This is a genomic window from Lentzea sp. NPDC037011 (genome assembly GCF_055607425.1).
In genome coordinates this window covers 189,800-210,401 of record NZ_JBVJRT010000008.1, presented here as the reverse complement: position 1 = coordinate 210,401, position 20,602 = coordinate 189,800, and the positions used below count along the sequence as shown (strand labels likewise).

Genomic DNA, 20,602 nt, shown 5'->3' with positions numbered 1-20,602 from the left:
GTGGTGGTGCGGAACGGAGCTGTCACCCGTTCGACCGAATCTGGCGGAAGTGGGTTGCGGGGCGTATCGATTGGCGCCCGACGATCGATCACCAGATCACACCGGTCCCCACGAATGGCCACCTGAGCCGAATGAACACGGTCGACAGCAGAGAGCCCGCCGTCCGCTGGGCGGCGGCGATCTCCACCACCCTCCTCGCCAACCTCACCCGCGAGAAGCTCGAACAGCTGCTCGGCGGCTACGTCGAGCGGTTGCTCACCGGTGACGTCGACGAGGCCCGCCGGGTCGGCCGGTCCATGGTCGCGCACGACCTCATCTCCTCGGCCACGCTGGAGCTGACCCTCACCCACCTCGGCGAGCACGCGCCGGTCAGCGCGGCCCAGCTCGGCGCGCTCGCGGCCGGCTTCGCGGAGGGCCTGCGCGACCGCACCCTCGACCAGCAGGAGCTCAGCCGCACGGCCGCGATCAACGCGATGCGCCGCGCGGAGAACGCGGTGCGGGCGAGCGAGGCGAAGTTCCGCGCGATCTTCCAGGGCTCCGCGTTCCCGATCGTGGTGGTGGGTCTCGACGGCCTCGTCGCGGACGTGAACGAGGCCGCGCAGACGATGCTCGGCTACCGGCGCGACGAGCTGGTCGGGATGGCCGGCCGCGACCTCGCACACCCCGACGACCGCGCCGCGCTGCGCGAGATCGGCGAGCGGCTGATCCACTCCGACCTCGACCACGTGGTGGTCGAGAAGCGGATGGTCCGCAGCGACGGCGAGACCATTCAGACGCACATGGCCATCTCGCTGGTGCGCGAGGACGACGAGTCGCCGCCGTACTTCGTCACCATGATCGAGAACATGAACGAGATGCGCGCGTTGCAGACGCAGCTCGTGCGGCAGAGCCTCAACGACATGCAGACCGGACTGCCCAACCGGGCGCAGTTCCTCGGCTGGCTGGAGGGTGCGGTCGGCACGAAGGGCCCGGAGGCGCTCGCGCTCGTGCAGGTCGACGTCGACGGGTTCCGCGGTGTGAACGACGCGTTCGGCCACGAGGTGGGCAACCGGGTGCTGATGGGCGTCGCCGGCCACCTGCGGGCGGTGTTCGACGGGGTCGGCAAGGTCGCCAGGATCGGCGAGGACGAGTTCGGCGTGCTGATCAAGGACCCGCGGGACGTGGCGGGCGTGGTCGCGCTGGTCGAGGAGTTCTCCCGGCGGCTGGAGGAACCGACCTGGATCGGCGGCAACGGCGTCGGCGTCACGTGCAGCGCCGGCGTGGTGGCACGGGCGGCCCGCGGCGGTGACGCGGGCGACCTGCTGCGCGCGGCGGACGTGACCGTCGGGTGGGCCAAGCGCGACGGCAAGGCGCAGTGGGCGCTGTACGACCGGGAGCGCGACCTGCGCGACCGGGAGAGCTACGCGCTGGCCGCGTCCATCCCCGGCGCGCTGGAGGAGGGGCAGTTCCGGGTCGGCTACCTGCCGGTCCACTCGCTCACCGACTCCTCCGTGCCCGCGCTGGAGGCGAAGATCGTCTGGGACCACCCGGTGCACGGCGTGCTGTGCCCGGACGCGTTCCTCGACCAGAGCTCCGCGAACGGCATGGTCGTGCGGCTCGTGCGCTGGGCGCTGGAGGAGGCCTGCGGTCAGGCCGGCCGGTGGTACGCCGAGCTCGGCGACGCGGCCCCGGTGCTGTCGATCGACCTGCCGCTGCGGCTGTGCCAGGAACCGGAGCTCGTGGCCGAGGTCGCGCGGGTGCTGGAGCGCACCGGCCTGCCCGCGACGCGGCTGCGGTTCGAGCTGAACGAGCGCATGTACGCGTCGCTGACCGATGTGCAGCTGGAGGAGCTGACCATCCTCGCCGAACGCGGCATCGGGCTGGTGCTCGACCAGGTGAACGGCGGCAACGTCGGCGTCGACCGGCTGCGGCTGCTCCCGTTGAGCGGCGTGAAGTTCACCGGCTCGGTGGTGCAGGGCCTGGCAGAGGGCGCGAACCGGGTCGAGGAGAGCGCTGCCGTGACGCTGCTGCGCTGGGCGTCGATCCTGCGGGTGCCGCTGCACGCCGACGGGGTGCGCACGGCGGTGCAGGCGGAGCGGCTGGCGGCGCTGGGCGTGACCGGCGGGCAGGGGCCGCACTTCGGTGCCGTGCTGACCGCGGACGAGGTGGACCGGCTCCTTCTCACGTGATTCTTATCAGGGATTGCACGGCTTCCCGCACAGGTTGCTCACATGAACGCGGCCCATCCTTGGTCCATGAGCGAGCAGAGCTTCCCCGCGATGAGCGGGACACTGGTTCCACCGCAGCCAGCCGTTGCGCCCGCGCCGAAGTTCTGGCGCCGCACGGCTCCGGTGCTGACCGCGGCGGCACTCGTCGCCGGGTTGTTCGGAGGTGTCACCGGAGCGGTGATCGCCTCCCCGGACGGCGCGCGGTCGACATCCTCCGTCGTGGCGCAGACGGTCTCCAACCAGTCCACGACGGACTGGAGCTCCGTGGCCGCGAAGGTCCTGCCGTCCGTCGTGCAGGTCAACGTCGGCAACGGCCTCGGCTCCGGCGTGGTCCTCTCCGCCGACGGCCGGATCCTCACCAACAACCACGTCGTCGCCTCCGCCGGCGGCTCGGTCACGGTGACGCTGAACGACGGCCGCGAGGTGCCCGCCACCGTGGTCTCGACCGACCCGTCCTCCGACCTCGCCGTGCTGCAGGCCTCCGGGGTGTCCGGCCTGACGCCGATCACGTGGGCGAACTCGGACGACGTGAAGATCGGTGACGGTGTGATGGCCATCGGCTCGCCCTCGGGTCTGCAGGGCACCGTGACCACCGGCATCGTGTCCGCGCTGGACCGCAAGGTGACCGTCCCCGGCGAGACCCGGCGTTCGGCTTCCGTGTCGTACCAGGCGATCCAGACCGACGCGTCGATCAACCCCGGCAACTCCGGTGGTGCGCTGGTGAACGCCGCCGGTGAGCTGGTCGGCATCAACTCGGCGATCTACTCACCGGCGTCGAGCAGCGGTGAGGCGGGCAGCGTCGGCATCGGGTTCGCGATCCCGTCGAACACGGCCAAGACGATCGTGGACAAGCTGAGCTGACGAACAAAACCCCCAGGGCCGCGGGAACAGTGCTCCCGCGGCCTCCTGACGGTCAGGACAGCCAGTCGGGGCGCAACGGCATGTGCGAGGTCGTCCCGTCCAGCTTCACCCCGAGCACCTGGTGCAGCTGGATGTTGTTCCGGTCGAACCCCAGCCGTGACGCCGCCAGGTACAGCCGCCACACCCGTGCGCGGGCCTCGCCCACCTCGTCCACGGCCTCGGCCCAGTGCTCGTCGAGGTTGCGGCTCCAAGCGGCGAGCGTCAGCGCGTAGTGCTCGCGCAGGTTCTCCTCGTGGCGCACCTCGAAGCCGGTGTCGTGCATGAGCGACACGAGGTGACCCGGCCCGACCAGCTCGCCGTCGGGGAACACGTACCGGTTGATGAACGGCCCGGACAGGGCGCGCTGCTTGTTGTCCGGCCGGGTGATGCAGTGGTTCAGCAGCCGGCCGCCCGGCCGGAGCTTGCGGTACAGCGACTCGAAGTAGGCGGGCAGCTTGGCCTTGCCGATGTGCTCGGTCAGGCCGATCGACGACACCGCGTCGAAACCGGACTCGCGCACGTCGCGGTAGTCGAGGTGGCGCACCTCGGCCAGGTCGGACAGACCGGCCTCGACGATGGCCTTCTGCGCCCACTCGGCCTGGTTGCGCGACAGCGTCACACCGATGGCGCGCACGCCGTACTCGCGGGCGGCGTGCATGACCATGCCGCCCCAGCCGCAGCCGACGTCGAGCAGCCGCATGCCCGGCTTCAGGCCCAGCTTGCGGGCCACCAGGTCGTGCTTGGCGAACTGCGCTTCCTCCACAGTGGACTCGGCCGTCGGGTAGACGGCGCAGGTGTAGGCCATCGACGGGCCGAGGATCCACTCGTAGAACTGGTTCGAGACGTCGTAGTGGTGGGCGATGGCCTGCTGGTCGCGGGCCTTGGAGTGGCGCAGCCCGTGCAGCCGGGTCTCCTGCGGCGGCGGAACCACCCGGTGGTTCAGCCGGACGCGGCCGAGCAGCCTCAGCAGCTCGACGCGCTGCAACCAGGGGACCTCCCGCAGCGAGAGCTCCGAGAGCTGCGACAGACCCGCGTGCACGTCGCCGAGTATCTCCAGGTGACCGGTCACGTAGGCGCGGGCCAGACCGAGCTCACCCGGCGCGGAAGCCAGGTAGGACAGGGCTTCCGGGGTTTTCACGTCGATGGACACCGGGGCGGACGCCGGGCCGGCGGTGCTGCCGTCGTAGGCCTGGAAGCGGACGTCGTTGCCACCGGTGATGCGCTGAAAGAGAGAGGCCAACCGCATTCATCGTCCCCTGACACACTTGGCGTACAGATCAGGCAGGCGGTTCGTCTGGTCGTACCGTGCCTTAACGGACCGGTAGTGCGAACCGTTGTAGTGCCGCCAGAACTCGTCCTCCTCGTAGTAGGAGTCGGAGTACAGCGACTTGTGGCCGCCCAGCCGCGCCACCTCGCGCTCGATGAGCCGGTTGCGGTCACCCATCCGTTCTCCCGGCCGGACCGGGACCTCCGACCAGAACCCGACGTTGACGTACAGCACGTCCGGGTCCATCGGGTACAGCGGCCAGCCCGTGGTGTCGCGCAGGCGCACCGGGCACAGCCAGACCGGCGAGATGCCGATCTCCCGGTCGAAGAAGTCGAGGAACTGCGGCAGCGTGGACACCGGGATCTCCACGTCCTGGATCACCGGTTCCACGTCCGTGCGCGGCCGCAGCTGCCGGTGCTTGGCCACCAGCCTGCGGTACACGTCCGACCGCAGGTACCGCTTCGGCCACAGCCGCCGCACCACCGGGTTCTGCGCGCCGAACGCCCGCGAGCACCAGAACCAGTCGGTGTCCCAGCGCCACAGGTAGTCGTGGATAGTCAGGTGGTCGGTGCGCCGCTGCTGGATGGAGCGGTAGTAGATCCGGTTGCCGGTGTAGTCCGAGGTGTAGGGCGCGATGTCGGCGAAGTGCCCCAGCGTCAGGTACATCTCGCCGCGCGAGAACACGGTGCCGTCGACGAAGTCCGCCGAGCCGTCCGCGCAGACCTCCTCGATGACCGCCGCGCACTCCTCGAACGACCCGAACGGCACGTGCCGCAGCCGCACGTACTGCCGCACCGGTTCGAGCTCGACCTCCAGCCGCAACGCGTACCCGAGCGTGCCGTAGGAGTTCGGGAACGCCCGGAACAGGTCGTCGTCCGGTTTCGCGACCACGACCTCGCCGTCACCGGTGAGGATCTCCAGCTCCCGCACGGACTCGTGCGGCAGCCCGTTGCGGAAGGACGTGGACTCGATGCCGAGGCCCGCCACGGCCCCGCCGATCGTGATGGTCTTGAGCTGCGGCACGACCAGCGGCATCAGGCCGTGCCGCAGGGTCGCGGCGACGAGGTTCTCGTAGGTGGTCATGCCCTGCACCTGTGCGGTGCGTCCGACCGGGTCCACCGACAGCACCCGGTCGAACCTGCCGACGTCCAGCCCACCGGACTGCTCCGCGCGGAACCGGAACAGGTTCGACGTCTTCTTCGCGAGCCGCACCGGCGCACCTTCGCGCATCGCGGCGTACTGCGCGGTCAGCGCAGCCACGGCCGAGCTGTGCCCATGGTCACTCACGAGAGCGACGTTATTCCTCGTCAGCGCCGTTGGCACGCCCAATTTCACCAATGGGCCGGATGTCCGCAACGAACCCTGCCGAAAGTTACTACCGAGTAGTAGCGTGCTGGGCATGGCTACGCACGAGGTGACCAACCAGGTTCCGCCACTTGCCGGTCACGACTTGGCCGCCGACCCGGCACTGCTCAGCTGGGCAGACACCGCGGAGCTGCACGAGCTCGGCCGCCTCGCCGGCAGCCACGAGTGGCAGGAGCGCGGTCGCCTGGCGAACGCCCACCCGCCCGTGCTGCACACCCACGACCGGTTCGGCCACCGGATCGACGAGGTCGAGTTCCACCCGGCGTGGCACGAACTGATGAATGTGGCTGTTTCGCACGGATTGCACGCTTATGTCGACGGTGAGCACTTGGAGCGTGCGGCCAAGTTCTACGTCTGGTCGCAGGTCGAGGCCGGCCACGGCTGCCCGATCTCGATGACGTACTCCGCTGTGCCCGCTTTGCGTGTGTCACCCGAATTGGTGGCCGAGTACGAACCGCTGCTCACCGCCCGTGAGTACGACTTCGGGCTGCGGGCACCGCTCACCAAGCGCGGCCTGATCGCCGGCATGTCGATGACCGAGAAGCAGGGCGGCTCGGACGTCCGCGCCAACACCACGGTCGCGCGGCCGGTGGACGACGGGTACGTGCTCACCGGGCACAAGTGGTTCACGTCGGCGCCGATGTCGGACGTGTTCCTGACGCTCGCGCAGGCACCGGGCGGGCTGACGTGCTTCCTGGTGCCGCGGGTGCTGCCGGACGGCACGCGCAACCGGTTCTTCCTCCAGCGGCTCAAGGACAAGCTGGGCAACAGGTCCAACGCGTCGGCGGAGGTCGAGTACGACGAGGCGTTCGCGGTGCGCGTCGGCGACGAGGGCCGGGGCGTGCGGACGATCATCGAGATGGTCAACACGACCCGCCTGGACTGCGTGCTCGGGTCGGCGGCCGGGATGCGGGCCGGGTTGCGGCAGGCGGCGCACCACGCGGCGCACCGCAAGGCGTTCGGGCAGTACCTCGTCGACCAGCCGGCGATGCGCAACGTGCTGGCGGACCTCGCGGTCGAGTCGGAGGCGGCGACCACGGCGGCCATGTGGCTCGCGGAGCACCGGTCGCGGCTCGGGCTCGCGGTGACCAAGTACTGGGTGTGCAAGCGCGGGCCGGTGCACGCGGCGGAAGCACTGGAGTGCCTGGGCGGCAACGGTTACATCGAGGACAGCGGGATGCCGCGGCTGTTCAGGGAGTCGCCGCTGATGTCGATCTGGGAGGGTTCCGGCAACGTCGCCGCGCTCGACGTGCTGCGCGCGATGGCGAAGGAACCCGAGTCGGTGCAGGAGTTCCTGGGCGTCGTGAGCGGGGTGGACCCGCGCATCGACAAGGCGCTGAACGAGCTGGGCGGCACGTTGTCCGATGTGGACCAGTCGCAGGCCCGCCGGGTCGTCGAGCGGATGGCCCTGGTGCTGCAGGGCGCCCTGCTGGTCAAGCACGGACACCCCGCGGTCGCCGACGCGTTCGTGGCCTCCCGGCTCGGCGGGGACTGGGGCGTCGCTTTCGGCACGCTCCCCAGGTCCACCGACTTCGCGACCATCATCGCCCGCGCCGTCCCCAAGCCCTGACTGTCGGCGCATCTGCAAGTACTGCCAACCGGCCGGTTGGCAGTACTTGCAGATGCCGGAAGAGCAGGGGTCAGAGGCCCAGTTCGCGGGCGATCAGCATCTTCTGCACCTCGGAGGTGCCCTCGCCGATCTCCAGGATCTTGGCGTCGCGGTAGAACCGGCCCACCGGGTACTCGTTCATGAACCCGTAGCCGCCGAAGATCTGCGTGGCGTCACGGGCGTTGTCCATCGCCGCCTCCGACGACACGAGCTTCGCGATGGCCGCCTGCTTCTTGAACGGCTCACCGCGCAACATCCGCGACGCCGCCTCGTAGTAGGCCAGCCGCGCCGTGTGCACGCGCGCCTCCATCTCGGCGATCTTGAACTGGATCGCCTGGTAGGTGCCGATCTTCGCACCGAACGTCTCACGCTCGTGGGCGTAGCGCACCGACTCGTCGACACAGCCCTGCGCCAAGCCCACCGACAGCGCGGCGATGGCCACACGGCCCTCGTCGAGCGTCCGCAGGAACTGGGCGAAGCCGCGGCCACGCTCCCCCAGCAGGTTCGCGGCGGGCACCCGGCAGTCGGCGAACGACAGCTCGCGGGTGTCCGAGGCGCACCAGCCGACCTTCGAGTACTTCTTCGACACCGTGAAGCCCGGCGTGCCGGACGGGACGATGATCGACGAGATCTCCTTGCGGCCGTCGGGCAGCGTGCCCGTCACGGCGGCGACCGTCACCAGGCCGGTGATGTCCGTGCCGGAGTTCGTGATGAACGCCTTGGTGCCGTTGATGACCCACTCGTCACCGTCGAGGCGCGCGGTGGTCGCCAGCGCCCCCGCGTCGGACCCGGAACCGGGTTCGGTGAGACCGAACGCGCCCAGCTTCCGGCCGGAGGTCAGTGACGGCAGCCACTCCGCCTTCTGCTCGTCGGTGCCGAACCGGTAGATCGGCATGGCGCCCAGCGACGTGGCCGCCTCGACCGTGATCGCGACGGACGAGTCGACGCGGGCGAGCTCCTCCAGCGTCAGGCACAGGGCGAAGTAGTCGCCGCCCATGCCGCCGTGCTCCTCGGGGAACGGCAGGCCGAGCAGGCCCATCTGCCCCATCTTCGCGACGACCGGGTACGGGAACTCGCCGCGCTCGTAGTAGTCGCCGATGACCGGGGCGACCTCGTCGCGCGCGAACTCCTCGACGGTCTTGCGCAGGTCCTCGTACTCGTTCGGGAGCCTGAAGTCCAACATTGCTGTCACTCCTCGTGAGAGACGACGGTGGCCAGCACCTGGTCGAGTGCGACCTGCTGACCTGCTTGCACGTTCACCTCGGCGAGCACGCCGTCGACCGGTGCGGTGACGGTGTGCTCCATCTTCATGGCCTCGACCACGAACAACGCTTGACCGGCGGTCACGTCCTCGCCCTGCTGCGCGCGGACCACCAGCACGGTGCCGGGCATCGGCGACTTCACCGGACCCCCGGAGGCCGCCGCGCCACCGGACGCGCCGACCAGGAACTCGGCCTCGGTCAACGCCCAGGACGCGCCGTCGTGGCCCAGCCACAGCACGTCGCCGTCACGGGCGACCGCGTACCGGCGCGACCCGACGAGCAGGTCGCCGCCCTCCCGGCGAGCACGGGCCCTGACCGGTTCTCCGGCGCCCACGACGACCTCGTCACCGCGCACCCGCACCTCGACGTCGTTGATCCGCCACGTCGTCCACGCGTGCTCACCGACGCGCCAGCCGGACAGCTGGTCCCACGGGTCGTCGCCACGCGGGTCGAGCGAGCGCTCCAGGCCGGCCGCCACGTACACGTCGTCCGGGACGTCCTGCGACGTCAACGCGTCCAGCTTGCGTTCGACCAGGCCGGTGTCCAGCGCGCCGGAACGGACGTCGGGATCACGCAGCAGTGCCCGCAGGAACGGGATGTTCGTCGTGACGCCGAGCAGCACCACCTGCCCCAGCGCGTGGTCCAGGCGCCGCAACGCCTCTTCGCGCGTGCGGCCGTGCGCGATCACCTTGGCGAGCATCGGGTCGTAGTCCGAGCCGACGACAAGTCCCTCGTACAGCCCGGAGTCCACGCGCACGGACGTGGGTTCGCGCAACGCCAGCACCCGGCCACCGGTCGGCAGGAAGCCGCGCGCCGGGTCCTCCGCGTAGACGCGCGCTTCGACCGAGTGGCCGCGCATCGTGACGTCGAGGTCCAGCACCTCACCGGAGGCGACCCGGAGCTGCCACTCGACCAGGTCGACGCCCGTGACCTCCTCGGTCACCGGGTGCTCGACCTGCAGCCGGGTGTTCATCTCCATGAAGAAGTAGTCGCCGGTCGCACCGTCCACGATGAACTCGACGGTGCCCGCGCCGACGTAACCGCAGGACTTCGCCGCGTCGACCGCCGCGGCCCCCATCGCCTCGCGCACCTCGGGTGTGAGGAACGGTGACGGCGCCTCCTCGATGATCTTCTGGTGCCGCCGCTGGAGGCTGCACTCGCGCTCACCGAGGTGGATCACGTTGCCGTGCGTGTCGGCGAGGACCTGGATCTCGATGTGCCGCGGGTTCGTGACGAACCGCTCGATCAGCAGCGTGTCGTCGCCGAACGACCCGCGCGCCTCCCGCCGGGCCGACTCGATCGCCTCGCGCAGCGCGGACTCCTCGTGCACGAGCCGCATGCCCTTGCCGCCACCGCCCGCGGAGGGCTTGAGCAGCACCGGGAAACCGATCTCCACCGCCGCGTCGACGATCTCGTCGTCCGACATGCCCTCACGGGTGTGGCCCGGCACGACGGGAACCCCCGCCGCCGACACCGTGAGCTTCGCGCGGATCTTGTCGCCCATCGCGTCGATGGCCGCCGCGGGCGGACCGACGAACACGATTCCGGCGTCGTCGCAGGCTTTCGCGAACGCCGTGTTCTCGGCGAGGAAGCCGTAGCCGGGGTGGATCGCCTGCGCGCCGGTGGACCCGGCGGCCTGGACGATCTTCTCGATGGACAGGTAGCTCTCGCGGGCCGCCGCGGGCCCGATCCGCACGGCCTCGTCGGCCAGGCGGACGTGCAACGCGTCGGCGTCCGCGTCGGAGTAGACGGCGACGGAACGGATTCCGAGCGCCTTGAGCGCACGGATCACCCTGACCGCGATCTCCCCGCGGTTCGCCACCAGAACGCTGTCGAACATGATCACATCCGGAAGACGCCGTAGGAAACATCGTCGATGGGGGCGTTGGCCGCGCTGGACAACGCGAGGCCGAGCACCGTGCGGGTGTCCCGCGGGTCGATCACGCCGTCGTCCCACAGCCGCGCGGTCGAGTAGTACGGGTTGCCCTGGTCCTCGTACTGCTGGCGGATCGGCGCCTTGAACGCCTCCTCGTCCTCGGCGGACCACTCGTCACCGAGCTGGTCGCGCCGGACGGTCGCGAGCACCGAGGCCGCCTGTTCACCGCCCATCACGGAGATCCGCGCGTTCGGCCACATCCACAGGAACCGCGGCGAGTACGCCCGGCCGCACATCGAGTAGTTGCCGGCGCCGAACGAGCCACCGATGATCACGGTGAACTTCGGGACCCGCGCGCACGCCACCGCGGTCACCATCTTGGCGCCGTGCTTGGCGATGCCGCCGGCCTCGTACTCGCGGCCGACCATGAACCCGGTGATGTTCTGCAGGAACACCAGCGGGATGGACCGCTTGTCGCACAGCTGGATGAAGTGCGCGCCCTTGACGGCGGACTCGCCGAACAGGATGCCGTTGTTCGCGACGATGCCGACCGGGTGGCCGTGGATGCGCGCGAACCCGGTGACGAGCGTGGCGCCGTACTCCTTCTTGAACTCCTGGAACTTCGACCCGTCGACGATCCGCGCGATCACCTCGCGAACGTCGTAGGGCGTCCGGGAGTCGGTCGGCACGACGCCGTACAGGTCGTCCGGGTTGACCTTCGGCGCTTCGACCTGGGCGACGTCCCAGGGCCGTCGGGCGCGCGGGCCGAGCGTGGAGATGATCGAGCGGACCATCCGCAGCGCGTGCGCGTCGTTCTCGGCCAGGTGGTCGGTGACGCCGGACGTGCGCGAGTGCAGGTCGCCGCCGCCGAGGTCCTCGGCGCTCACGACCTCACCGGTCGCGGCCTTCACCAGCGGCGGGCCACCGAGGAAGATCGTGCCCTGGTTGCGGACGATGACCGCCTCGTCGGACATCGCCGGCACGTACGCGCCACCGGCGGTGCACGAGCCCAGGACCGCGGCGACCTGCGGGATGCCCTTCGCGGACATCGTGGCCTGGTTGTAGAAGATGCGGCCGAAGTGCTCGCGGTCGGGGAACACGTCGTCCTGCTTCGGCAGGAACGCGCCGCCGGAGTCGACCAGGTAGATGCACGGCAGGTTGTTCTGCAGCGCGACTTCCTGCGCGCGCAGGTGCTTCTTGACCGTGACCGGGTAGTAGGTGCCGCCCTTGACCGTGGCGTCGTTGGCGACGATCACGCACTCGCGCCCGGACACCCGCCCGACGCCGGTGATGATGCCCGCGGCCGGGGCCTCGTCGCCGTACATGCCGTTCGCGGCCAGCGGCGACAGCTCCAGGAACGGCGAGCCGGGGTCGACCAGCGTGTCCACGCGCTCGCGCGGCAACAGCTTGCCGCGGTCGACGTGGCGCTGCCGCGCCTTCTCGGGCCCGCCTCGCGCGGCGGTGGCCAGCTTGCTCCGCAGCTCCTCGACGAGCGCGGTGTGCTCCTTGGCGTAGCGGTCCGATGGCTCGGCTGCGCTGCGCAGGACCGGTGCGTCCATGCTCCCCAGACCTCAGGTTAGCGGGCGTTAACAAGGCCATGTTAACGCCCGCTCACCTGGCGGTCCACCAGTGCCGCTCGAGAGCACCCAGGTCGCAGGTCAAGGTGCTCTTACGACACTCCCACGCACCGGAACTCCGTCAGCCGATGACCGACCGCAGAGCGGGCAGGTATCCGCTCGCGTGACCGGCCCGGTTCGGGTGGTAGGACTCCTCGACCGGCCAGCTCAGGCTGTTGAGCCACCAGCTCGACGAGCAGATCTCGTGCCCGGTGAACGCCCCGCGCACGTCGACGTAGCTGAACCCGGCCGCGGCGGCCCGTGCGCTGATCGTCGCGTGCAGCGCGTCGGAACCGGAGTTGATGGCGGCGCGCTTGGTGTCGCTCAGGCCGACGTTGCAGGTGCCGGGCACCTTGTACATGCGCGGGTAGCCGAGGACGACGACGCGCGCGGACGGGGACTTCGAGCGGATGGTGCCGTAGACGTTGGTGAGCAGGCCGGGAAGCGTGTTCGCGGCGTAGGCCTTGGCCGTGTTCACCCGGTTGATGCAGTCGTTGTCGGAGCCGAACGTGCAGGTGGTGATGACATCGGTGAAGCCGGCGTCGTTGCCGCCGACCTGCACGGTGACCAGGTTGGTGGCCGAGGTGACGGCCGCCGCCTGGGTGATGACGTCGCCCGTCCGGGCGCCGGAGCAGGCCACCGAGCGGAACGACGCCGGTGCTGTCGCGGCGGCCCACAGTGCCGGATAGGCGAGCGGGCCGCGCTTGCAGCTGCCGCTCGTGCCGTCGTAGCTGCCGGTGCCGAGGCCGGAGGCGTAGGAGTCGCCGAGCGCCACGTAGTTGACGGCGGCGGCGCTCGCGGGGTTCGCGAGCGCGATGACTGCCGCGGCGGCGGTGACCACCGAGGCGATGAGGTGAGCAGGACGCATCGAAGACTCCCGAAGGGGCCGCAGGGTGTGATGCAGTGCACGGCCATGGTTACTTACGAGTAAGACCCGTGTGAAGCATTGGTCAATAGTCAACGACTGGGACTTGCGGCTGCGAAAATTTCACCCATCAGGCTGAAAGTGAACGACTGCTAACCTTCCGGCGTGGCCGAGAAACCCTCACGTCGGGACCAGATCCTCACCGCCGCCGCGGAACTGTTCGCGCGGCACGGCTTCCACGGCGTGGGCATCGACGACATCGGCGCGGCGGTCGGCATCTCCGGGCCCGCGCTGTACCGGCACTTCCGCAGCAAGGACGCGATGCTCGGCGAGATGCTGACGTCGATCTCGGAACGCCTGCTCGACGGCGGTCAATCGCGGGTCGACGCGGCGTCGGACGCCGACGAGGCGTTGCGCGAGCTGGTCGGCTGGCACGTCGACTTCGCGCTCGACGACCCGGCGCTCATCACCGTGCAGATGCGCAACCTCGCCAACCTCACCGACCCGGACCGCCGGCGGGTGCGCGCCCTGCAGCGCCGCTACGTCGAGGTGTGGGTGGAGACGATCCGCCGAACCGTGCCGGAGTTCGACGAACCGACCGCGCGAGCCGCGGCGCACGCGGTGTTCGGGCTGATCAACTCGACGCCGCACAGCGCTCACCTCGACCGCGACCAGATGGCGGCCCTGCTGACGCGCATGGCCCTCGCCTCGCTCACCCCAGCCGCGGTCTCCTCCTGACCCCTCACCGAGAGTCACCCCCACCCCCTTGCTTTCCGCACGCGGGGGCCTTTCGTCCTTTCCTGGAGTACGAAAGCTCCCCGCGTGCGCAAAAGTGAGGCTGGTGGGGCACGTGTGGGTGAAGACGGCTAGTTGTCGGTGGGTGGCGGACTGGCGATCAGCCGAGACCGTTCCGTAACCTGGCGCGACCATGGGTGCCCGTCAGCTCCTCCTCCGCCTCCCGGTCTGGTTCCGGTTCACGGTGATCACCCTCGCCGTGTTCGTCGTGGGGGTGGTCGCGTCACGCCCCGCGACCGGCGACAACGGCACACCCAGCGGTGACGTGCTGGCGGCGGCCAAGGCGGTGCAGGCGTTCACCACGCCGTCGGCGACCCACGACCCGCAGCTCGACCTGCCCGCCGACTTCGCGGCGGAGATCGTGCGCGACCCCAAGACCGTGCGGGCGCCGGACGGGACGTTGCGCGTGGTCGACGTCGTCGGCGGGTGCTCCGGGCCGGCCGGTGACACGGAGTGGGACTTCAGCGTCGCCTGCCGTGCGCACGACATGGGCTACGACCTGCTGCGGTACGCCGAACGCAAGGGCCACGCGCTGGGACCGCAGGCCCGCAGGGGGCTCGACGACCGGCTCGCGGCGGACCTGCACCTGCAGTGCGAGCTGAACCCGCGCGGGGCCCGGCACACCTGCCACGCGGTCGCCGAGACCTACGCGCTGGGGCTGCAGTTCAACTCGTGGCGGCAGCGCTGGGGACCACCGGGGCACGAACCGGTCGTGGCGTGGGCGTTCGGCAGCGCGGTCGTGGTGTTCCTGCTGCTGGCCCGGCTGCACCGGCCACGCCGCGAGGAGGTCGCGGTCACCACCCGCGTCGAGCAGGACCGGTACGCGACGTTCCTGCGGTTGTTCAGCCTCGCGTTGCTGGTGCTCGGCGAAACCGTTGCCACGGTGGCACATCTGCGCGGTTCCGGCACGTCGTGGCTGTGGGCGTTGCAGGCGGTGCCGTTGTTCTTCTTCGCGGGCGGGCACGCGAACCTGCGCAGCTGGCAGGCCCACCAGGGCGGGTTCGGGTGCTGGGTGTCGAGCCGGACGTCGTGGCTGCTGCGGCCGGTGCTCGGGTTCGTGCTGCTGTGGGTGGTGCTGTTCACCGCGCTGAACCTGCTGGACGTCCGGGTCGACGCGTACAGCCGGCTGATCACGCACCCGTTGTGGTTCCTCGGGGTCTACCTGCTCGCGGTGGCGGCGACACCGGCCGCGGCCTGGCTGCACCGCCACCACCGCCGCGCCACGCCGGTCGTCCTCGCGCTGCTCACGCTGGCGGTCGAGGTCGCGCGCACGTCCACGGACTGGCGGACCGGCGGGTACGCGAACCTGGTCGTCGGCGCGCTGCTGATGCAGCAGGCCGGGTTCTTCTACGCCGACGGCACGGTGCAGCGCATCCCGCGCAAGGTGCTCGCGGCGCTGGGCGCGGTCACCCTGCCGGCGCTGGTGTTCTTCAGCGACTACCCGCGGTCGACGCTGGTGCTCGGGGTCGCGCAGGTCTGCCTCGCGCTGCTGGCCCGCGGGCACGTGTCGGCGTGGCTCGAGGGCCGGGCCTGGCACGTCGTGAGCTTCGCGCGGCGGGCGCCGATGACCGTCTACCTGGCGTACCTGGCCGGGGTCGGCGCGGTCGTGGGACTGCTCGGCCTCACGGCGGCGCCGAGCTGGTTCGCGGGGCTGTTGCTGCCGCTGACGTTGCTGTTCCACCGGTTCGAGCGCAAGGGGGTCCGGTTCCCGCGGCTCGCGCACGAGTCGCACCGGACCCGGCTCGCCACGGCGCTGGGCGTGAGCTTCGGGACACTCGGGGTGCTCGGGTTCGTCGTGGCCGGGTTCCTCGGCGCCGGGGTGCTGGTGCTGCTGCCGGTCGACCCGCTGCAGAACGTCCTGCACCTGCTGCTCGGCTGGTACCTGATCTACACCGCCCGCACCGGCAGCTGCGACACCCGGTTGCCGTGGCTGCTCACGGCACTGGCGTGTGTGCCACCACTGCTGGCGTTGCAGCCGGCGCCGCAGGTCGTGGTGCTGCACGCCGTGGCGATCGGGTGCGCAGTGCTCGCAGCCATCCCCAGGTCACGGCCGCGCACACCGGCAGCCACAGCAGCCGCTGCCACACCCAGCCCGGACCTGGTTCCTGCTGCAGTCCCGGCAGCGGCCCCCACGCGCTGAACACCAGCGACACCGTGACGAGCGCGCTCTGGTGCACCAGCAGGACGCCGAGCGCGGTGCGGCTCAGCCAGTCATCACGCGGAACCTGCCTGCGCAGCAACGGTTTCACGACCAGGTAGGCACCGACGAACCACAGCGGCTCCACCACCAGGACGGCGACGTTGCAGGCGGTGCCCTGGTCGACCCCGCGCAGCACGAGTCCGAAGAGGACGGCCGCCCAGCAGCCGAGCAGCACCAGCACCTGCCCCACCAGCCGCCGCACCGGCACGGCCGCACCGGCCACGACCACCGGCAGCACCAAGGCGTTCAGCACCAGGCCGAACCAGAACGGCCGCTGCGGGCCCGGCACCATCCCGGCCGGCGTGTCGACCAGGGTGGTCGTGAGCCAATGGCCCGCCACGACCGCGCACAACGCGGTGCCCACGAGGACGTTCCTGGTCACGGCTGCTCCCCCACGGCGATGCGGGCCAGCGCGGCCAGCGTGTCGGTGCCCGGTTCGTAGTAGCTCGCGTGGGTGCCGCCGGGGAACCGCAGCACGGTGGCGCCGAAGCGGGCCGACACCGGGTCGGTGCCGTGCCCGAGGTCGAACAGCCGCAGGCCGGGGATGAACCGCGCCCAGTCACCGGCGTTGCGCAGCGCCCACACCTTGGCCTTCGTCCGCAGGTCGGCGACCGACGCCGCCCGCACGCCGGGGCTGCCGTTGAACACGATGTCGGCGACGTCGAGCTCGGGTGCCGCGAGTGCGACGACCACCGAGCCGTAGCTGTGGCCGAAGATGCGGATGCGCGCGTTGGTCTGCAACGCGCGCACGAAGTCGACGAGTGCCGCCGCACCCGCTCTGGCGAGCCGGCCGGTCGCCGCGTCCACGCCGAGGCCCTGCGGCGTCGCGTAGCCGAGCCAGGCGATCACCGCGAGGTCGTCGCGGCCCACGGCCTCGTACAGGTCGGTGGCGTTCTTGCCGACGGTTCGGTCGAACCGGTCGACGTCCACGTCGGACCCCGGAACGATGACCACGACGTCGCGGGCGGTGCTCAGGTCGCCGACGACGGCGACCCGGCGTGCGGCGTCGGAGCGCCACTCGCCCATCGACGGCGCGACGGACGGCAGCACGATCAGCACGAGGACCAGCAGGGTTCGGCGCATGACCGGAAAGCTAGGGAGGCGACCCGCCCGTGATCATCACGCTGACGTGCTGTTCTCCGGTGCTACCCCGGTACCACGAGCCCGCTCTCGTAGGCCGCGATGACCGCCTGCGCCCGGTCGCGCAGACCGAGTTTCGTGAGCACCCGGCTCACGTGCGTCTTGACCGTCTGCTCGGCCAGCACGAGGTTCGCGGCGATCTCGGCGTTGGACAGGCCCTGCGCGACCAGCACGAGGATCTCGGTCTCGCGCTCGGTGAGCGCCGCGAGCTGCGCAGGCCGGACGCGTTCGCTGCGGCGGGCCTTCACGAAGTCCTCGATCAGGCGTTTCGTGATCGAGGGCGCCAGCAGCGCCTCACCGGCGGCCACGACGCGCACGGCGTTCAGCAGCTCACGGGCGGGCGCGTGCTTGAGCAGGAACCCGCTCGCACCGGACTGCAACGCCTCGTACACGTAGTCGTCGAGGTCGAACGTGGTCAGCACGAGCACTTTGGACTCGCTGCCGCCGTCGATCAGGAGCCGGGTGGCGTGCAGACCGTCCATCTCGGGCATGCGGATGTCCATCAGCACGACGTCCGGTTCCGTGCGGCGGGCCAGCGCGACGCCCTCCACGCCGTTGCCCGCCGAGCCGATCACCTCGATGTCCTCCTGAGCGTCGAGCAGCGCGGAGAACCCCTCGCGCACCATCTCCTGGTCGTCCACCACGACCACCCTGATCACTTGTCCCCCAACGGAATCCGCGCCCGAACCAGGAAGCCGCCGTCCTCGGTCGACTTCACGGTCAACGTGCCGCCATGCACCGCCACACGCTCGTGCATGCCTATCAGGCCCTGACCGCTGCCACCGCCCCTGGACGGTCCACCCGCGGTGTTGCGCACCAGCACGTCCAGCTGGCCATCTCTCTTGTGGACGTGCACGGACGCCTTCGAACCGGGCGCGTGCCTGGTCGCGTTCGTGAGCGCCTCCTGCACGATCCGGTACGCGGTCAGCCCGACCGCCTCCGGCACGTCGTCCACGTCGACCTCGGCCTCGTCACCGGGCCGTGCCAGCTCGGGGATGCGGCTGATGCCCGGCTGCGGCTCCTTCGCCGGCGTCTCGCCGTTCGCCCTGAGCACGCCCAGCAGCCGTTGCATGTCGGTGATGGCCTCCCGCGCGGCCTGCCCGACCTCCTCGAACTCCTTCTGCGCGGCCTCGTTCAGCCCCGGCAGGCGGTAGGGCGCGGTCTCGCACCGGACGACCACCATCGACATGTGGTGCGCCACGACGTCGTGCATCTCCCTCGCGATGCGCGCGCGTTCCTCCAGCGCCGCCTTCTCGCCGCGTTGTTCCTCCAGCTCGCGCTCGACCCGGCCGCGCGCGCCGAACAGGTAGATCACGCCGGTGATGACCGGCACGGCCATGATCGCGTCGTGGTGCTGCGACTCGGAGAAGCCGACCACCGCCATGGTGAGCACGGTGGCGGTCAGGGTGACCCCGCCCGAGTAGAACGCGGCCACGCCCGCCACCAGCGGCAGCAGGGTCCAGTACTGGAAGTCCGCGACACCGGTCCAGCTGATCAGCGAGGCGACCGGGTACAGCGCGAGGGCGGCCACCCGCCAGGCGTAGAGCGGCGACCAGATCAGCAGCACGTACGGCAGGAACACCGACGCGAACAGGGCCGGCCACCAGCCGTCCGGATCTTGCAGCGAGACGAACCGGGCGGAGCCGACGATGGCGAACACCAGCGCGTAGACCAGCAGCGCGGCGTGGAACGGCTTGCGGAACCGCCCCAGTGCCCGTTCGAGCACGCGGGTGCGGTCGACGCCCAGCAGGGTCCAGTACAACGTGCGGAACACCACCCGAGACTAGGTGCACGCCCTCATCCGCACATTGACCTGCGGAGTGACATACCCCGGTAGCACTCTGATCAAGATGGGGCATTGCGATTGTGTTGAGCCGCCGGTAGGCAGTACCTGTGAGACCACCACAGGACCCGGATCGCTGGGCGCGGCTGACCGCCGTGGCCGGCGAGGCGCTGGCGGCTGCCAGGGCCGGTGAGGACGCTGTGGCGGTGGACCTCGTGACCGGCTATCTCAGCGGGTCGCCCGAGGGCAACGAGGAGATCCGCGAGCTCGTGCTGCTGCTGTTCGCCGAGTGCAGCTCGATGGTCGGTTCGCTCGGCTCCGGCGGCGCGACACCGGTGAAGATGCAGGTCTTCGACGAGGAGGGCCGTGAGGTCCAGATCGACGACGCCGACCCGCCGGTCCGCACGGCCATCCGCGCGTTGCTGGCCGAGGTGCACGGCGACCAGGACGCGGCCTCCGAGCAGATCGAGATCGCCCTGGCCAACGGCCAGCCGCAGGAGCTCGCGACCGTGGTGCTGCAAGCCCTGCGGTGGACGTTGAAGCTGGCGATCGAGTGCGAGACGCGCGACCTGCCCGTCGCGACCTGGATCACCGCGTCACTGGACGACCAGCCCTGACGTGCAGCACGGCGTCCACCCCGTCGAGCAGGTGCTGGTCGACGGGGAAGTAGCCCATCTCCAGCTTCGTGTCGGTGCGCACGGTCCCGGTCGGCTTCTCAGCGAGCCCCCAGGTGGTGAAACGGTCCTGCAGAGACCCTTCGAAGGTGCCTTCGTCCGGTTCACCGAGCCCGAAGCTGTCGTTGCGGCCGAGGGTGCCCGCGATGACCGTGTACTGGTCGCCGAGGATCGGGGCGACGAGCGCGCCGGCGGAGGACCACTCGATGCGCTCGCCGCCCATCTCCATCGAGCTGTTCGTGCGTTGCAGGTGGGCGTTGTGCATGAACACGAACGTCGGCCCGCGGCTCGCCTCGATCCGGCGGATCTCCAGCAGGTTGCGGGCCATCACGCCGTCGCGCAGCTGGCAGAGGCGGTTCAGGCGCACGCCGAGCGGGTTCGGCTCCGCGCACTCCCGGTGGTAGCGCAGGAGGCTCAGCGCGGCGCTCAGGTGGGTCTCCGCCCGCTCCCAGCTCTCGTCGCGCGGCCGGGCGTGCAACCGCGCAAGCATCTCCTGCCCGATCGCGCGGAACCGGACGGCCTCTTCGGACTGTCCGGGTGACTTCGTCACGTCCAGGACGGCCTCGTCGCGGCTCCACTTCTCGTCGTCGGTGCTCAGGTCGACGTCGAGGCCGAGGTAGTCGCGGGCGTGTTCGAGGTACGGGCGCGGGCTGGGCGCGCTGGTGGTCTCGGTCTGGAAGTCGGCGCCGTGGAACGCGAGCTGCTCGGCGGCCGGCCGGTCCCGGTTGTACTCGCGCATCCAGGCGACCAGCTCGCGGTTGGCGGGCCACTGGCCGAAGCGGTGGCTGAAGCCCTCCTCCAGCACCGTGTCGAGGTCACCGGGGCCGCCCTTGACGTAGTCGTCGACCAGCAGGCCCCTGACCCGGCAGGTCTCCAGCGCGATCGAGTGGAAGCCCGCGGCGGCCAGCTGCTCGAACAGCTCGTTGCGGATCCACGTGTGGGCGTGTTCGAGGTGGGTCGGTTCGCCGAAGGCGAGGAGCTCGGTGAAGGGGTGGAGGAACTCGCGGATGTCCTGGCTCATGTGGCTCAATCGTATCTTTGAA

At 70.4% G+C, this 20,602-nt stretch carries 16 protein-coding genes; 6 read left to right on the top strand and 10 right to left on the bottom strand.

Going from position 1 to position 20,602, the window contains the following annotated elements; all coding sequences use genetic code 11:
* The first annotated feature begins 131 nt into the window (after positions 1-131).
* Together ACZ7CH_RS25785 and ACZ7CH_RS25780 are read left to right on the top strand one after the other, a co-directional pair.
* Positions 132-2,168, top strand: coding sequence for a putative bifunctional diguanylate cyclase/phosphodiesterase (locus ACZ7CH_RS25785; RefSeq protein ID WP_470370204.1), 2,037 nt, complete (start codon positions 132-134; stop codon positions 2,166-2,168).
* 66 nt (positions 2,169-2,234) lie between these two features.
* Positions 2,235-3,068, top strand: coding sequence for a S1C family serine protease (locus ACZ7CH_RS25780; RefSeq protein WP_470375113.1), 834 nt, complete (start codon positions 2,235-2,237; stop codon positions 3,066-3,068).
* Between the two features lie 52 nt (positions 3,069-3,120).
* Here ACZ7CH_RS25780 and ACZ7CH_RS25775 read toward each other — a convergent pair whose 3' ends face one another.
* Both ACZ7CH_RS25775 and ACZ7CH_RS25770 read right to left on the bottom strand, forming a co-directional pair.
* Positions 3,121-4,353 carry a class I SAM-dependent methyltransferase gene (locus ACZ7CH_RS25775; RefSeq protein ID WP_470370202.1) on the bottom strand — a complete coding sequence of 411 codons (1,233 nt, stop codon included), beginning with the start codon at positions 4,351-4,353 and terminating at the stop codon, positions 3,121-3,123.
* The gene (locus ACZ7CH_RS25770) at positions 4,354-5,604 is read right to left on the bottom strand and encodes an FAD-binding oxidoreductase (protein ID WP_360395667.1); all 1,251 of its coding nucleotides are present in this window, start codon (positions 5,602-5,604) and stop codon (positions 4,354-4,356) included.
* A 169-nt stretch (positions 5,605-5,773) separates the two neighbouring features.
* Here ACZ7CH_RS25770 and ACZ7CH_RS25765 point away from each other — a divergent pair, with 169 nt between their 5' ends.
* Entirely contained in the window at positions 5,774-7,309 is a 1,536-nt protein-coding gene (locus ACZ7CH_RS25765; RefSeq protein WP_470370201.1) for an acyl-CoA dehydrogenase family protein, read from the top strand.
* A gap of 70 nt (positions 7,310-7,379) precedes the next feature.
* On the opposite strand, the gene ACZ7CH_RS25760 is transcribed toward ACZ7CH_RS25765, so the two are convergent.
* The 4 genes from ACZ7CH_RS25760 to ACZ7CH_RS25745 all read right to left on the bottom strand — a co-directional run bounded on the left by ACZ7CH_RS25760 (position 7,380) and on the right by ACZ7CH_RS25745 (position 12,970).
* Positions 7,380-8,531: an acyl-CoA dehydrogenase family protein gene (locus ACZ7CH_RS25760; protein WP_470375112.1), complete on the bottom strand. Its 1,152-nt coding sequence runs from the start codon at positions 8,529-8,531 to the stop codon at positions 7,380-7,382.
* A gap of 5 nt (positions 8,532-8,536) precedes the next feature.
* Positions 8,537-10,450, bottom strand: coding sequence for an acetyl/propionyl/methylcrotonyl-CoA carboxylase subunit alpha (locus ACZ7CH_RS25755; protein ID WP_470375111.1), 1,914 nt, complete (start codon positions 10,448-10,450; stop codon positions 8,537-8,539).
* A 2-nt stretch (positions 10,451-10,452) separates the two neighbouring features.
* Positions 10,453-12,045 (bottom strand): carboxyl transferase domain-containing protein, encoded by a 1,593-nt coding sequence (locus tag ACZ7CH_RS25750; protein WP_458430405.1) that lies wholly within the window; start codon positions 12,043-12,045, stop codon positions 10,453-10,455.
* Between the two features lie 139 nt (positions 12,046-12,184).
* Positions 12,185-12,970 carry an SGNH/GDSL hydrolase family protein gene (locus ACZ7CH_RS25745; protein ID WP_360395279.1) on the bottom strand — a complete coding sequence of 262 codons (786 nt, stop codon included), beginning with the start codon at positions 12,968-12,970 and terminating at the stop codon, positions 12,185-12,187.
* 162 nt (positions 12,971-13,132) lie between these two features.
* Between ACZ7CH_RS25745 and ACZ7CH_RS25740 the strand changes: the two genes are divergently transcribed.
* Both ACZ7CH_RS25740 and ACZ7CH_RS25735 read left to right on the top strand, forming a co-directional pair.
* Complete coding sequence (locus ACZ7CH_RS25740) at positions 13,133-13,705, top strand: SACE_7040 family transcriptional regulator (RefSeq protein ID WP_360395277.1); 573 nt, start codon at positions 13,133-13,135, stop codon at positions 13,703-13,705.
* A 190-nt stretch (positions 13,706-13,895) separates the two neighbouring features.
* The gene (locus ACZ7CH_RS25735) at positions 13,896-15,902 is read left to right on the top strand and encodes a phospholipase A2 (RefSeq protein ID WP_470375110.1); all 2,007 of its coding nucleotides are present in this window, start codon (positions 13,896-13,898) and stop codon (positions 15,900-15,902) included.
* A gap of 438 nt (positions 15,903-16,340) precedes the next feature.
* Here ACZ7CH_RS25735 and ACZ7CH_RS25730 read toward each other — a convergent pair whose 3' ends face one another.
* From ACZ7CH_RS25730 to ACZ7CH_RS25720, 3 genes are all read right to left on the bottom strand, one after another.
* Positions 16,341-17,045 carry an alpha/beta hydrolase gene (locus ACZ7CH_RS25730; RefSeq protein ID WP_360395274.1) on the bottom strand — a complete coding sequence of 235 codons (705 nt, stop codon included), beginning with the start codon at positions 17,043-17,045 and terminating at the stop codon, positions 16,341-16,343.
* Between the two features lie 62 nt (positions 17,046-17,107).
* Entirely contained in the window at positions 17,108-17,761 is a 654-nt protein-coding gene (locus ACZ7CH_RS25725; protein WP_360395272.1) for a response regulator transcription factor, read from the bottom strand.
* The gene (locus ACZ7CH_RS25720; protein ID WP_360395270.1) at positions 17,758-18,876 is read right to left on the bottom strand and encodes a sensor histidine kinase; all 1,119 of its coding nucleotides are present in this window, start codon (positions 18,874-18,876) and stop codon (positions 17,758-17,760) included. Before ACZ7CH_RS25720 ends, ACZ7CH_RS25725 begins: the two co-directional genes overlap by 4 nt.
* A 119-nt stretch (positions 18,877-18,995) precedes the next feature.
* Here ACZ7CH_RS25720 and ACZ7CH_RS25715 point away from each other — a divergent pair, with 119 nt between their 5' ends.
* Positions 18,996-19,502 (top strand): hypothetical protein, encoded by a 507-nt coding sequence (locus ACZ7CH_RS25715; RefSeq protein ID WP_360395269.1) that lies wholly within the window; start codon positions 18,996-18,998, stop codon positions 19,500-19,502.
* Here ACZ7CH_RS25715 and ACZ7CH_RS25710 read toward each other — a convergent pair.
* Positions 19,474-20,580, bottom strand: coding sequence for an erythromycin esterase family protein (locus ACZ7CH_RS25710; protein ID WP_470375109.1), 1,107 nt, complete (start codon positions 20,578-20,580; stop codon positions 19,474-19,476). The genes ACZ7CH_RS25715 and ACZ7CH_RS25710 overlap by 29 nt on opposite strands.
* Between the last annotated feature and the right edge of the window lie 22 nt (positions 20,581-20,602).

Coding starts and splice junctions, on each gene's coding strand:
- ACZ7CH_RS25750 (WP_458430405.1), bottom strand. CDS start 12,045: ATGGACGCACCGGTCCTGCGCAGCGCAGCCGAGCCATCGGACCGCTAC.
- ACZ7CH_RS25730 (WP_360395274.1), bottom strand. CDS start 17,045: ATGCGCCGAACCCTGCTGGTCCTCGTGCTGATCGTGCTGCCGTCCGTC.
- ACZ7CH_RS25765 (WP_470370201.1), top strand. CDS start 5,774: ATGGCTACGCACGAGGTGACCAACCAGGTTCCGCCACTTGCCGGTCAC.
- ACZ7CH_RS25760 (WP_470375112.1), bottom strand. CDS start 8,531: ATGTTGGACTTCAGGCTCCCGAACGAGTACGAGGACCTGCGCAAGACC.
- ACZ7CH_RS25785 (WP_470370204.1), top strand. CDS start 132: ATGAACACGGTCGACAGCAGAGAGCCCGCCGTCCGCTGGGCGGCGGCG.
- ACZ7CH_RS25775 (WP_470370202.1), bottom strand. CDS start 4,353: ATGCGGTTGGCCTCTCTCTTTCAGCGCATCACCGGTGGCAACGACGTC.
- ACZ7CH_RS25745 (WP_360395279.1), bottom strand. CDS start 12,970: ATGCGTCCTGCTCACCTCATCGCCTCGGTGGTCACCGCCGCCGCGGCA.
- ACZ7CH_RS25755 (WP_470375111.1), bottom strand. CDS start 10,450: ATGTTCGACAGCGTTCTGGTGGCGAACCGCGGGGAGATCGCGGTCAGG.
- ACZ7CH_RS25710 (WP_470375109.1), bottom strand. CDS start 20,580: ATGAGCCAGGACATCCGCGAGTTCCTCCACCCCTTCACCGAGCTCCTC.
- ACZ7CH_RS25780 (WP_470375113.1), top strand. CDS start 2,235: ATGAGCGAGCAGAGCTTCCCCGCGATGAGCGGGACACTGGTTCCACCG.
- ACZ7CH_RS25770 (WP_360395667.1), bottom strand. CDS start 5,604: ATGCGCGAAGGTGCGCCGGTGCGGCTCGCGAAGAAGACGTCGAACCTG.
- ACZ7CH_RS25735 (WP_470375110.1), top strand. CDS start 13,896: ATGGGTGCCCGTCAGCTCCTCCTCCGCCTCCCGGTCTGGTTCCGGTTC.